The 12,303-nt window shown below is 72.0% G+C and carries 13 protein-coding genes; 7 read left to right on the forward strand and 6 right to left on the reverse strand.

Annotated features, from left to right (window positions below; translation table 11 throughout):
- The coding region (locus tag MBSD_RS08055; RefSeq protein WP_148667835.1) for a serine/threonine-protein kinase at positions 1 to 960 on the reverse strand (960 nt) is incomplete at its 3' end.
- A gap of 76 nt (positions 961 to 1,036) precedes the next feature.
- Between MBSD_RS08055 and MBSD_RS08060 the strand changes: the two genes are divergently transcribed.
- Positions 1,037 to 1,588 carry a P-loop nucleotide/nucleoside kinase family protein gene (locus tag MBSD_RS08060; protein ID WP_187300593.1) on the forward strand — a complete coding sequence of 184 codons (552 nt, stop codon included), beginning with the start codon at positions 1,037 to 1,039 and terminating at the stop codon, positions 1,586 to 1,588.
- Here MBSD_RS08060 and MBSD_RS08065 read toward each other — a convergent pair.
- The 4 genes from MBSD_RS08065 to MBSD_RS08080 form a co-directional block, all read right to left on the reverse strand.
- Positions 1,554 to 2,027, reverse strand: a complete 474-nt coding sequence (locus MBSD_RS08065) for a DUF4442 domain-containing protein (protein ID WP_062536741.1) — start codon at positions 2,025 to 2,027, stop codon at positions 1,554 to 1,556. The two genes, MBSD_RS08060 and MBSD_RS08065, sit on opposite strands and share 35 nt — an antisense overlap.
- Entirely contained in the window at positions 2,024 to 2,395 is a 372-nt protein-coding gene (locus tag MBSD_RS08070; protein ID WP_062536743.1) for a hypothetical protein, read from the reverse strand. Before MBSD_RS08070 ends, MBSD_RS08065 begins: the two co-directional genes overlap by 4 nt.
- 6 nt (positions 2,396 to 2,401) lie before the next feature.
- Positions 2,402 to 3,283: a thioredoxin gene (trxA, locus tag MBSD_RS08075; RefSeq protein ID WP_062536745.1), complete on the reverse strand. Its 882-nt coding sequence runs from the start codon at positions 3,281 to 3,283 to the stop codon at positions 2,402 to 2,404.
- Positions 3,284 to 3,586: 303 nt separating this feature from the next.
- Entirely contained in the window at positions 3,587 to 4,915 is a 1,329-nt protein-coding gene (locus tag MBSD_RS08080; RefSeq protein WP_062536746.1) for a metal-dependent hydrolase family protein, read from the reverse strand.
- Positions 4,916 to 5,134: 219 nt separating this feature from the next.
- On the opposite strand from MBSD_RS08080, the gene leuS reads away from it, so the two are divergent.
- The 6 genes from leuS (at position 5,135) to rlmH (ending at position 11,141) form a co-directional block, all read left to right on the forward strand.
- The gene (gene leuS, locus MBSD_RS08085) at positions 5,135 to 7,747 is read left to right on the forward strand and encodes a leucine--tRNA ligase (protein WP_062536747.1); all 2,613 of its coding nucleotides are present in this window, start codon (positions 5,135 to 5,137) and stop codon (positions 7,745 to 7,747) included.
- A 114-nt stretch (positions 7,748 to 7,861) separates the two neighbouring features.
- The gene (locus tag MBSD_RS08090) at positions 7,862 to 8,428 is read left to right on the forward strand and encodes an LPS-assembly lipoprotein LptE (RefSeq protein WP_062536749.1); all 567 of its coding nucleotides are present in this window, start codon (positions 7,862 to 7,864) and stop codon (positions 8,426 to 8,428) included.
- A 3-nt stretch (positions 8,429 to 8,431) separates the two neighbouring features.
- Positions 8,432 to 9,445 carry a DNA polymerase III subunit delta gene (gene holA, locus MBSD_RS08095; protein ID WP_062536750.1) on the forward strand — a complete coding sequence of 338 codons (1,014 nt, stop codon included), beginning with the start codon at positions 8,432 to 8,434 and terminating at the stop codon, positions 9,443 to 9,445.
- Complete coding sequence (gene nadD, locus MBSD_RS08100) at positions 9,442 to 10,083, forward strand: nicotinate-nucleotide adenylyltransferase (RefSeq protein WP_062536752.1); 642 nt, start codon at positions 9,442 to 9,444, stop codon at positions 10,081 to 10,083. The genes holA and nadD overlap by 4 nt, the downstream gene beginning before the upstream one ends.
- 178 nt (positions 10,084 to 10,261) lie before the next feature.
- Positions 10,262 to 10,588 carry a ribosome silencing factor gene (rsfS, locus tag MBSD_RS08105; RefSeq protein WP_114693227.1) on the forward strand — a complete coding sequence of 109 codons (327 nt, stop codon included), beginning with the start codon at positions 10,262 to 10,264 and terminating at the stop codon, positions 10,586 to 10,588.
- 82 nt (positions 10,589 to 10,670) lie between these two features.
- Positions 10,671 to 11,141 carry a 23S rRNA (pseudouridine(1915)-N(3))-methyltransferase RlmH gene (gene rlmH, locus MBSD_RS08110; protein ID WP_062536755.1) on the forward strand — a complete coding sequence of 157 codons (471 nt, stop codon included), beginning with the start codon at positions 10,671 to 10,673 and terminating at the stop codon, positions 11,139 to 11,141.
- A gap of 391 nt (positions 11,142 to 11,532) precedes the next feature.
- Here rlmH and MBSD_RS08115 read toward each other — a convergent pair whose 3' ends face one another.
- Positions 11,533 to 12,297, reverse strand: coding sequence for a DNA adenine methylase (locus tag MBSD_RS08115; protein ID WP_114693228.1), 765 nt, complete (start codon positions 12,295 to 12,297; stop codon positions 11,533 to 11,535).
- Positions 12,298 to 12,303: the final 6 nt, after the last annotated feature.

The following is a 12,303-nucleotide window of genomic DNA, read 5'->3' on the forward strand; positions in this document are numbered from 1 at the left end:
CGGCGCATGCGCCACGCGTGCCAGCGCGGCCAGCAGCAGCCCGGCGCCGGCCAGCGCCGCCAGCCCGACCAGCGCGCCGCGGCCCGGGCGTGGCCGGTGCGCGTCCAGCCAGGCGCGCAGGCCGCCGGTCTCGCCGTTCTCCAGGCGCGCGGCCAGTTCCTCGACCGCTTCCAGCATCTCCTCCGCGTTCTGGTAGCGCTCGGCCGGCGTCTTCGCCATGGCGCGGTCCAGCAGCGGTTGCCACAGGCGTTTCATCGGCGGCAGCCGCGGCACCGGGTTTTCCAGATGCGCGATCGCCACCGACAGCGCGTCCGGGCCGTGGAACGGCAGTTCGCCGGTCAACAGCTCGTAGCAGACCACGCCGAGGCTGTAGAGGTCGGAGCGGCCGTCGGTGGCCTGGCCGCGCGCCTGCTCCGGGCTCATGTAGCCGGAGGAGCCCAGCGTCGCGCCCTCGCGCGTCACGCGCAGGTGGTTGCGCGTGGCCAGCGCGATGCCGAAGTCGGCCAGCAGCGGCCGGTCCAGCTTGTCGAACAGCACGTTCTCCGGCTTGACGTCGCGGTGCACGATGCCCTGTTCGTGCGCGTAGGCCAGCGCCTTCAGCAGGGCGCGCATGATCTCGACGATGCGCGCCGGCTGCTCGCCCAGCTTGCGCCGGCCGAGGTCGCCGTTGGGCAGGTAGGGCATCGTGTAGTAGAGCTGCCCGGTCGAGGTGCGGCCGACGTCGTAGATGCTGACGATGTGCGGATGGTCGAGGCGCGCGATCGTGCGCGCCTCCTGCTCGAAGCGCGTGGCGGCCTCGTCGTTCGGCGTGTGCTCGGCGGCCAGCACCTTCACCGCCACCGGGCGCCCCAGCGACACTTGGATCGCCAGATAGACGGTCGCCATGCCGCCCTGGCCGATCTGGCGCACGATGCGGTAGCCGGGGATGTCGAAACTGGCGCCGGCGACGGCGTGGTTCATGTTCACGGAAACCCCATGGACAAGCCCGCCGATTCTAGCCCAAGCGATGTTCAGGCCCGCGTGGGACAATCCGGCCGTGCCCGCGCCCCCGGTTCTCCTGCTGATCGCGCCGCTCGGCCTGCCGGGAGCGGGCAAGAGCGCGCTGGCGCGGGCGCTGCAACGGCGGCTGCGCCTGCCGCGAGTCTGCCGCGACGCTATCCGGGCGGCGATGTTTCCGCAAGGCGGTGCCGGCGCCGGCGAGAAGCGCGCCGCGTTTGCGGCGGTGCTGGCCGCGGCCGCGCTGCACCTTGGCGCCGGGCGAAGCTGCATCGTCGACGGCGCGACGTTCGCCCGCGAGGCCGACCGGCGCCGCCTGCAGGCGCTGGCGCGCCGCCACGGCGCGCGCGTCCTCTGGCTGCATCTCGACTGCCCGCCCGCGCTGGCGCGGCGGCGCGTGGCGCGTCAGCGCGCGCATCCGGCACCGGACCGCACGCCGGCGCTGGTCGATGCGGTGGCGGCGCGTTTCGCCCCGCCGCCGCGGGACGCGTTGCGGCTGGATGCGGCACGGCCGCGCGGCGAACTGCTGGCGCAGGCGCTGGCGGCGATCGCGCGCGTCAGGGCGCCGCGGCCTCGCGCGTCCGCGCCTTGAGCCGCACGTAGAGCTGCTTGCGCACGCGCGCGATCACCTCGCCGTCGGCGGTCTTCAGCTCGGTCTCGAACCAGCGCAGCACGCGCTCGCCGTTCGCCGCGGCGATGCGCAGCTCTTCCACCACGGCGTCGTCCAGCTCGAAATCGGCGTAGACGTCGGCGCGGCCGGGCGCGATGAAGTCGATCGCGCCGGCCTTGTCCCAGACGACGTAGTCGCGGCCGAGGCGGTGCATCGTCAGCAGCATCCAGAACGGATCGCTCATCGCGAACAGGCTGCCGCCGAACTGCGTGCCGACGTAGTTGCGGTTCCAGCGCGTCAGCCGCAGGGCGACGCGCGCCGAGCGCCAGTCGTCGGCGATCGCCAGCACGCGCACGCCGGCGAAGAGGTAGGGCGGCCACAGGTTCATCACCCGCCGCAGGGTGCGCGGAGACAGGTTCATGGCTGCGAAGAGCCCTTATCGCGCTCGAGATGGAAGCGGTGCAGCAGGCGGTGCGCGAACGGCGCGAACAGCAGGCCGGTGAGGAACATCACCACCAGTCCGCTGTACAGCGCGTAGCTGCCGGCGAACAGCTTGCCGGCGCCGGTCTGCGGCGCCGCCAGCGGACCCATGCCGGAGAGGATCATCGCCGCGTTGGCGTAGGCGTCCAGCCAGCCCATGCCCTCGGTGCAGTGGTAACCGAGCATGCCGATCGCCAGCGAGGCGGCGACGACGATCATGCCGGCGAGCAGGGTGCGGGCGACGCGCCGGACGAAGCGCCGGCGCGGCAGCAGCGGATCGGAGCGGTGCTCGAAGCCGCGCCAGATCATGGCCGCTCAGAACAGCAGCGAAGCCATCTTGCGCCGGTACGTGCCGACCAGTTCGGCGTCGTCGAGCACGTTGAAGGCGGCGATCAGGCGCTTCTTCGCCTGGCCGTCGTTCCAGTCGCGCTGCGCGCGCAGGATGTCGAGGAACTGCTCCAGCCCGGCCGCGGTCTCGCCTTCCACCAGCAGGCGCACGCCGAGCAGGTCGCGCGCGGCGTGGTCGTCGGGATTGCGGGCGAGACGGTGCTCGAGCTCGGCCATCGGCGGCGCGCCTTCCAGCGCACGCGCGAAGTCGAGCTGGCCGCGCAGACGCCTGGCGCGATCGTCGGTGGCGAGGTTGGCCGGCAGCGCGTCCAGCTCGGCTTCCGCGGCGGCGGCGTTGCCGGCGCGCATGAACGCCAGCGCCAGATCCAGCTTCAGCTCCGGCTTGTCGGGCTGCCCGGCGATGGCCTGCTGCAGGCGCGCGATGGTTTCCTCGGGCGTCTCGGCGAGGTAGTCCTCCGCTTCCTCGGCGAGCGCTTCCTCGGCCGGCGCCGCGCCGGGCTGCACGTGGCGCGACAGGAACTCGCGCAGCGCGCTTTCCGGCAGCGCGCCCTGGAAGCCGTCGACGATCTGGCCGTCGCGCACCAGCATCACCGTGGGAATGCTGCGGATGCCGAACATGCCGGCCAGCATCTGCTCCTTGTCGCAGTCCACCTTGGCCAGGCGCACGGCGCCGTCGTACTCGGCGACCAGCTTCTCCAAGAGCGGGCCGAGCGTCTTGCACGGGCCGCACCAGGTCGCCCAAAAATCCACCAGCACCGGCTGCTGCAGCGAGGCCTGCAGCACCTCGGCCTCGAACGTGGCCTGGGTGACGTCGAAGACGAAGGGTGAGGCGGCGGGGGCGGCGTTCATGAGGGCGGTCCGTGATCCAGATCGCCGTAGATTGTGCCAGCGCCCGTGAATACAAGGCAGCCCGCCGCGGGACGAAGCGCCGCCGTCCGGTGTTTCGCCGCCGATACGGGGCGCCCCCCGGCCCCGCGCCGCCGGCCCGGCGAAGGCCGGGACCGAGTCGTTCGTCCCGCGCCGCCGTCCCGGCGAAAGCGGGGACCCAGCGCCCCGGCTGTGCGCTGCGGGCGCTGGATTCCGGCGTTCGCCGCAATGACGCGGGAGGCTGCGGCGGACCGGGCGCGGTCGCGGTGCGGTTCGCGTGCGCGTTCAGGGCGCCGCCGCGGCGTCGTTGCGGTACACCTGGCCGTCCTTCATCACGAAATCGACCTTCTGCATCAGCGTGATGTCGTCCAGCGGATTGCCGGGCACGGCGACGACGTCGGCGTACTTGCCCGGGGCGATGCTGCCGAGGTTCTTCTCCTGCCGCAGGAGCTCGGCGGCGTGGGTGGTGGCAGCCTGGATGGCGAACAGCGGCGGCATGCCGGCCTGCACCATGTACTCGAACTCCTTGGCGTTCTGGCCGTGCGGATACACCGAGGCGTCGGTGCCGAAGGCGATCTTCACGCCGGCCTTGTAGGCGCGCCCGGCGGTGGCCTGGATGATCGGCCCGACCTGCTTCGCCTTCGCCGCCACCTGCGGCGGGTAGTAGCCCGGCTTGTCCGCCATCTGCTCGACGTACTTGCCGGCGATGATGGTCGGCACGTACCAGGTGCCGCGCTGCTTCATCAGCTTCATGTCCTCGTCGTTCATGAAGGTGCCGTGCTCGATCGAGTCGACGCCGCCCAGCACCGCGCGGCGGATCGCCTCGGCGCCGTGCGCGTGCGCGGCCACGGTGTAGCCGTAGTCGTGTGCGGCGGCGACGACGGCCTTGATCTCCTCCAGCGTCATCTGCGGGTTGTCGGCGCTGGCGCTTTCGTCCAGCACGCCGCCGGAGGGCATGATCTTGATCAGGTCGTCGCCGTCCTTGTAGTGCTGGCGCACCGCCTTCCAGGCGTCCTCCGGGCTGTTGACGATGCCTTGCCTGGGGCCGGGGTCGCCGGCCAGGTCCTGGCGGTAGCCGTCGGTGGGATCGGCATGGCCGCCGGTCGAGCCGATCGGCACGCCGGCGGTGAAGATGCGCGGACCCGGCAGGATGCCGGCGTTGATCGCGTTGCGCAGCGCCACCGATTCGTTGTCGGTGTCGCCGAGGTTGCGCACGGTGGTGAAGCCGGCCATCAGCGTGCGCCGGGCGTAGACCGTCGAGCGCACCGCGTAGTCGGCGATGTTCCAGCGGAACTGGTCGCTGTAGCCGGTGGGGCTGGTCTGGCCGGTGAGGTGGGTGTGGCTGTCGATCAGGCCGGGCAGGCAGGTGTCGGCGGCGGGCAGCCTGATCGTTTGGGCGCCGGGGCGTTCCTGCGCGCCGGTGACGACTTCCTTGATGCGGTTGCCCTCGATCACGACGGTGGTCGGGCCGAGCATCTTGCCGGCCGCCACGTCGAGCAGGCGGCCGCACTGCAGCACGGTCGCCGCCGGCGCGGCGGGGGCGTCGGCGGCGCAGACGGCCGCGGCGGAAACGGCGAGTACGGCGGCGATCGCCGCGGCGAGGCGTGGCTTCATGGCGGTTCCCCAAGTGTGTGGATGGTCGATGCTCCATCTTTGGCGATATGCCGCCGCCGCGCGGGTGCCATTCGGCAGGGGGGACGGCGCGACCTTGGTCGCGAGGCGGGACGTCGCCCGCGGACATGTCGGGTTGGCGCTTTTGCTGCGCTGCGGTAGGCTGACCCGTCACGCAGCCGCCGCGCCGCGCCGGCGCCCGCTCCAGCCGACACCCGAGATATGCAGGAACACTACGATCCGAAGGCGGTCGAGGCCGCCGCGCAGCAGTTCTGGAACGCCACCCGCGCCTTCGAGGTGAAGGAAGACCCCTCGAAGCCGAAGTTCTATTGCCTGTCCATGCTGCCGTACCCCTCGGGCGCGCTGCACATGGGTCACGTGCGCAACTACACCATCGGCGACGTGATCAGCCGCTACCAGCGCATGAACGGCAGGAACGTGCTGCAGCCGATGGGCTGGGACGCGTTCGGCCTGCCTGCCGAGAACGCCGCGATCAAGCACCGCACCGCGCCGGCGAAGTGGACCTACGCCAACATCGAGCACATGAAGGCGCAGCTCAGGCAGATGGGCTATGCCATCGACTGGTCGCGCGAGTTCGCCACCTGCCGTCCCGAGTACTACGTGCACGAGCAGCGCATGTTCGTGCGCCTGTTCAAGCAGGGGCTGGTCTACCGCAAGAACAGCGTCGTCAACTGGGATCCGGTCGACCAGACCGTGCTGGCCAACGAGCAGGTGATCGACGGCCGCGGCTGGCGCTCCGGCGCGCTGGTGGAGAAGCGCGAGATCCCGCAGTGGTTCCTGAAGATCACCGCCTACGCCGAGGAACTGCTGGCCGAGCTGGACCATCTGCCCGGCTGGCCGGAGGCGGTGAAGACCATGCAGCGCAACTGGATCGGCCGCTCCGAAGGCCTGGAGATCCGCTTCGCGGTGGAGGGCGAGGCCGAGCCGATCACCGTGTTCACCACGCGCCCGGACACGCTGATGGGCGCCACCTACGTGGCGATCGCCGCCGAGCACCCGCTGGCGGCCAAGGCCGCGGCGGCCGATCCGGCGATCGCGCGCTTCATCGAGGACTGCCGCCACGGCGGCGTCTCCGAGGCGGAGCTGGAGACGCAGGAGAAGAAGGGCATCGCCACCGGCTTCCATGCCGTGCACCCCGTCAGCGGCGAGAAGCTGCCGGTGTGGATCGCCAACTTCGTGCTGATGGGCTACGGCACCGGCGCGGTGATGGCCGTGCCCGGCCACGATCAGCGCGATTTCGAGTTCGCGCACAAGTACGGGCTGCCGATCAAGCAGGTGATCGCGATCGACGCGGCCGATGCGGATGCGGCCTACGATCCCGCGCGCTGGAAGGACTGGTATGCCGACAAGACCCGTCCGGACATGGTGGTGATCAACTCCGGCGCGATGGACGGCAAGAACTACCGCGAGGCGTTCGACCATATCGCCGCCGAGCTGGAGCAGGCCGGCAAGGGCCGGCGCAAGGTCAACTACCGCCTGCGCGACTGGGGCGTCAGCCGCCAGCGCTACTGGGGCTGCCCGATCCCGATCATCCACTGCCCGAAGTGCGACGCGGTGCCGGTGCCGGAAGAGCAGCTGCCGGTGGTGCTGCCCGAGGATGTGGCCTTCAGCGGCGTGCAGTCGCCGATCAAGGCCGATCCCCAGTGGCGCAAGACCACCTGTCCGCAGTGCGGCGGCGCGGCCGAGCGCGAGACCGACACCTTCGACACCTTCATGGAGTCGAGCTGGTACCACGCGCGCTACACCAGTCCGGGCGCGGCCGAGATGGTCGACGCGCGCGCCGACTACTGGCTGCCGGTCGACCAGTACATCGGCGGCATCGAGCATGCCATCCTGCACCTGCTGTACTTCCGCTTCTATCACAAGCTGATGCGCGACGCCGGCCTGGTGCGCTCCGGCGAGCCGGCCACGCGCCTGCTGTGCCAGGGCATGGTGGTGGCGGAGACCTTCTTCCGCGACGAGGCCGACGGCTCGAAGACGTGGATCAACCCGGCCGACGTCGAGGTGCGGCGCGACGAGCGCGCGCGCGTGGTCGGCGCGGTATTGAAGGCCGACGGCCGGCCGGTGCGGATCGGCGGCATCGAGAAGATGTCGAAGTCGAAGAACAACGGCGTCGACCCGCAGACGATGGTCGACAAGTACGGCGCCGACACCGTGCGCCTGTTCTCGATGTTCGCCGCGCCGCCGGACCAGTCGCTGGAGTGGAACGAGGCCGGCGTCGAGGGCATGGCGCGCTTCCTCAAGCGCCTGTGGCGCGAGGTGCACGCGCACGTCGCCGCCGGACCCGCGCCGGCGCTGGACGTCGCCGCGCTGGACGCGCGCCAGCGCGCCATGCGCCGGCAGTTGCACGAAACCATCCAGAAAGTCGGCGACGACATCGGCCGCCGCCACGCCTTCAACACCGCGATCGCCGCGCTGATGGAGCTGTTGAACGCGCTCGGCAGGTTCGACGATGCGAGCGCGCAGGGACGCGCCGTGCGCCAGGAGGCGTTCGCGGCGATCGTGCTGCTGCTGAACCCGATCACGCCGCACGTCTGCCACGCACTGTGGCAGGCGCTGGGCCACGGCGAGACGCTGCTCGAGGACCAGCCCTGGCCGCAGGCCGACTCGCAGGCGCTGGTGCGCGAGGCGGTGACGCTGGCGGTGCAGGTCAACGGCAAGCTGCGCGGCACCATCGAGGTGCCGGCCTCGGCGCCGCGCGAGGAGGCCGAGAAGATCGCGCTGGCCGAGCCCAACGTGGTCAAGTTCATCGACGGCCAGCCGGTGCGCAAGGTGATCGTGGTGCCCGGCAAGATCGTCAACATCGTGGTCTGAGCCGATGCGTGCGCGCGTCGGCGGCGGCACGCCGCGCCGGCGCTCGCCACGGCACCGGCGCAGGCCGTACGATCCGCGCATCGCGCGTCCGTCCCCTTCGCCCGGAATCCGCACATGACCCTGCGCCGACTGCCGCTCCTCCTCGCCGCCTGCGCCGCGCTGCTGCTCGCCGGCTGCGGCTTCCACCTGCGCCGCAGCGCCGCGCTGCCGGAGGCGATGCAGCGCGTGTATCTCGACGTCAACGGCGGCGGCGACCTGCCGCGCGAGCTGCGTCTCGCCGTGCGCCTGTCCGGCGCCACGGTGGAGGACGCGCCCGGCCCGGGCATCGCCACGCTGGAAGTGCCGGTCGCCGCCTTCCGCACCGACGCGCTGACCGTCAGCGGCTTCGCGCGCATCACCGAGTACGCGGTGCGCTACCACGTCGAGTTCGACGTCAAGGCCGCCGACGGCAAGCCGGTGGTGGCGCGCCAGGTGATCGACATGTCGCGCGAGTACACCTTCGACCCCACCCAGGTGGTCGGCAACGAGGCGCAGCAGGAGGAGATCCGCCGCGGCCTCACCCGCGACATGGTGCAGGCGATCATGCGCCGCCTCGAAGCCGCGCGCCTGCATCCGCAGGCGGTGCTGCAGCCGGAGTCCTCGGCGCCGCCGCAGGACGACGGCGGGCCGTCGCCGCGCTGAGCGATGCCCACCGGACTCGCCCAGTTCCACAAGGCGCTCGGCGCGCAGCAGCTCGCGCCGGTCTATCTGCTGGCCGGCGAAGAGCCGCTGCTGCTGCTGGAGGCCGCCGACGCGCTGCGCGCGCGCGCGCGCGCGATGGGCTACGGCGAACGCGAGGTGCTGGACGCCGAATCCGGTTTCGACTGGAACGAGCTCGCCCGCGCCGCCGCCGGCATGTCGCTGTTCGCCGCGCGCCGCCTGCTCGACCTGCGCCTGCCCGGCGGCAAGCCCGGCAAGGACGGCGCCGCGGCGATCGCGGAGTACTGCGCGGCGCCGCCGCCCGACACCGTGCTGCTGATCACCTGCACGCAGTGGGACCGCCGCAGCGAGGGCGCGTGGGTGAAGGCGGTCGAGCAGGCCGGCGTGTACGTGCCGGTGTGGCCGCTGAAGCCGCACGAGCTGCCCGGCTGGATCGGCGAGCGCATGCGCTCGCGCGGTCTCGCCGCCACCCCCGACGCGATCGCCCTGCTGGCCGGGCGCGTCGAGGGCAACCTGCTCGCCGCCGCGCAGGAGATCGACAAGCTGGCCGTGCTGCACGGCGAGGGCCGGCTGGATGCGGCGACGCTGGAGCAGCTGGTCGCCGACAGCGCGCGCTACGACGCCTTCCGCCTCAGCGACGCCGCGTTCGGCGGCGACGGCGCGCGCGCCCTGCGCGTGCTGGCCGGGCTGCGCGGCGAAGGCGAGGATCTGATCCCGCTGCTCGGCTGGCTGATCAGCCAGCTCGGCATCGCCGCGCGCCTGGCCGCGGCGCGCGACTTCGCCGCCGCCGCGCGCGCCGAGGGTCTGTGGCAGGCGCGCGAGCAGCTGTTCCGCAAGGCGCTGAAACGCGCGCCGGCGGATCATTGGGCGCGCTGCCTGATGCGCGCCGGCTCGATCGACCGCATGGCCAAGGGCCGCGCATCCGGCGATCCGTGGCGCGAGCTGGAGCGCCTGGTCGTGGCGATTGCCGAGCCGCGCGCCGCCGCGGCGCTGGCATGAGCATGCTCGCGTTCCTCGGCGGCACCTTCGATCCGGTGCACCTCGGCCACCTGCGCGTGGCCTGGGAAGCGGCCGAGGCGCTGGACGCCGAGGTGCGCCTGCTGCCGGCGCACGTGCCGCCGCACCGGCCGCCGCCGCAGGCCGGCGCCGCCGAGCGCGTCGCCCTGCTGCGCGCCGCGCTGGCCGGGCAGTCGCGGCTGACGCTGGACACGCGCGAGATCGAACGCGGCGGGCCGTCCTACATGATCGACACCCTGGTCGACCTGCGCCGCGAGGTCGGCCCGGCGCGGCCGCTGGTGCTGCTGCTGGGCGCCGACGCCTTCGCCGGACTCGCTGCCTGGCATCGCTGGCGCGAACTGTTCGCGCAGGCCCACCTCGGCGTGCTGACCCGGCCCGGCGCCGCCCCGGCACTGCCGGCGGAACTCGCGGCGGAAGTCGCCCCGCGCCGCGTCGGCGACGCCGCGGCGCTGCGTGCCGCCCCGGCGGGGCACGTGCTGGCGATCGCCGTGACTGCGCTGGACATCTCCGCCAGCCGCGTGCGCGCGCTGCTGGCCGCCGGGCGCGAGCCGCGCTACCTCGTCCCCGAGGCGCTGTTGGCCGACCCGGCCCTGCTGGCGCCGTACCGCACGCCCCGCTGAACCCGCGGCCGGAGCCGCCGACCGCAGCCACTTTCCGGCCGGAATCGCGGCGCTATACTGGCCCCGCGCGCAGCCGCGCGCCCGACGAGGTAAGGCGCACTTGGCCACACGTTCGACATCCCGCAAGACCGTCCAGAAACCCCTTCCTTCCACTTCCGACCAGGCCCTGCGCAGGCGCGTGCTCGACGCGCTGGACAAGCTCAAGGCCAAAGACGTCCGCGAGATCGACGTGCGCGGCAAGACGTCGATCGCCGACCTGCTGATCGTCGCCTCCGGCACCTCCAGCCGCCACGTCAAGTCCATCGCCGACGAAGTCATCAAGTTCGCCAAGCAGGCGGGCGTGCTGCCGCTCGGCGTCGAGGGGCAGCAGGAAGCGGAGTGGGTGCTGGTCGACCTCGGCGACATCATCGTGCACGTGATGCTGCCGCGCATCCGCGAGTTCTACGGCCTCGAGCGGCTGTGGACCGTGGGCGACGACATGCCCGAAGCCGCCAACGCGGGCTGAGCGCGGCGCGCCTGCGCCGCGCGACGCGTTTCCCACCCGGTGCCCACCGGCGCCGGAGCGACGCTCACGCAACGCGAATCCGATGCGCGCCCGCATCCTCTCCGTCGGCGAACGCATGCCCGCCTGGGTGGCCGGCGGCTACGCCGAGTACGAGAAGCGCCTCTCGCGCGACCTCAAGCTGGAGCTGGTCGAGATCCCGCTGGGCAACCGCGGCAAGGGCCGCGATCCCGCGCGCGCGATCGCCGAGGAAGGCGCCGCCGTGCTGGCGGCGATCCCGCGCGACGCCCAGGTGATCGCGCTGGATGGCCGCGGCCAGGCCTGGTCCAGCGAGGACCTGGCGCGGCAGCTCGCGCACTGGCGCATGGCCGGCCGCGACCTCGTGTTCCTGATCGGCGGCCCCGACGGCCACGCGCCGGAAGTGCTGGCGCGCGCCGACCAGCGCTGGTCGCTCGGCCCGCTGACCCTGCCGCACATGCTGGTGCGCCTGGTGCTGGTCGAGCAGCTCTATCGCGCGGCGACGATCGTCGCGGGGCATCCCTATCACCGCGCGTAGCTCTGCCATCGTTGTTCGGCAAGTCGCGCCGCGCGTCGACAGCTTCCTTCCCCCGCCGCGGGCGGGAGAGGGGCAGGGTGAGTGTGGCGGCGCCGCAAGGCGCCTGATGGAACGTTTGCCGCAGCTCACCTTGTTCCGCTCGCTGCCGCGAGCGGGTGACTTTCTCTTGCTTGTCTATCGCACCATCGACGCTTGGCCAGCATTCGTCCCTGATGCGCTGTCCCGGCCCGGCATCCATGCCGGGCGCTCGTCCGTTCGATGTAGCGCGCCATTTGGGTTGCGCGCGGGCGACAGATGGTGTGCACATGGGTGGTGCCGGCGCCAGTAGGCGGGTGACGCGGCTGCCGGGGGCCAGGCGGCAGGGTACGTGACACCGCCCCTGTCCGTGGGCTCACCAACTGCGGATCGCCAGCTCGCTGCGGGGCTGGCCACGCCCGCCGCCGACGGTGTAGTGGGTGGTCAGGCGGGTGGTACGCAGGCCGGCGAACAGCGCCCGGATGTCGGGATGGTCGTTGAGGGTCAGCAGCGCCTTGCCCTTGAGGCGGCGCATGGCGACTGCCAGGGCCTCGTACTGGTCCCAGCCGAAGGGGACGCCGTAGCCGGCGAGCTTCCAGTACGGCGGGTCGAGGAAGAAGAACGTCTCCGGCCGGTCGTAGCGCTCGATGCACTCCCGCCAGTCCAGGTGCTCGATGGTCACGTGCGCCAGGCGCAGGTGCACGGCGCTCAGGTCTTCCTCCAGCCGCAGCAGGTTGAGCCTAGGCCCGGCCTTGGGCGAGGTGCCGAAGGTCTGGCCGGTGGCGCGTCCACCGAAGGCCAGCCGCTGCAGGTAGTACCACCTCGCCGCTCGCTGGATGTCGGTCAGGCTCTCGGGGACGCGTTGCTGTTCCCAGAGGAATACCTGCCGGCTGGTCAACGCCCAGCGGAACTGGCGGATGAACTCGTCCAGGTGGTGCTGGACGACGCGGTAGAGGTTCACCAGTTCACCGTTGATGTCGTTGAGCACTTCGACGCGTGAAGGCTCCGGGCGCTGGAAGAACATGCCGCCACCGCCGGCGAAGGGCTCGACGTAGGTGGTGTGCTGGTTGTCAAAGAGCGGGAGGAGCTTGGGTGCCAGGCGCGTCTTGGCGCCGAGCCAGGGGAACATCGGTTTGGTCACGGTCTC

The organism is Mizugakiibacter sediminis, assembly GCF_000953855.2.
GTDB classification, from domain to species: Bacteria; Pseudomonadota; Gammaproteobacteria; order Xanthomonadales; family Rhodanobacteraceae; genus Mizugakiibacter; species Mizugakiibacter sediminis.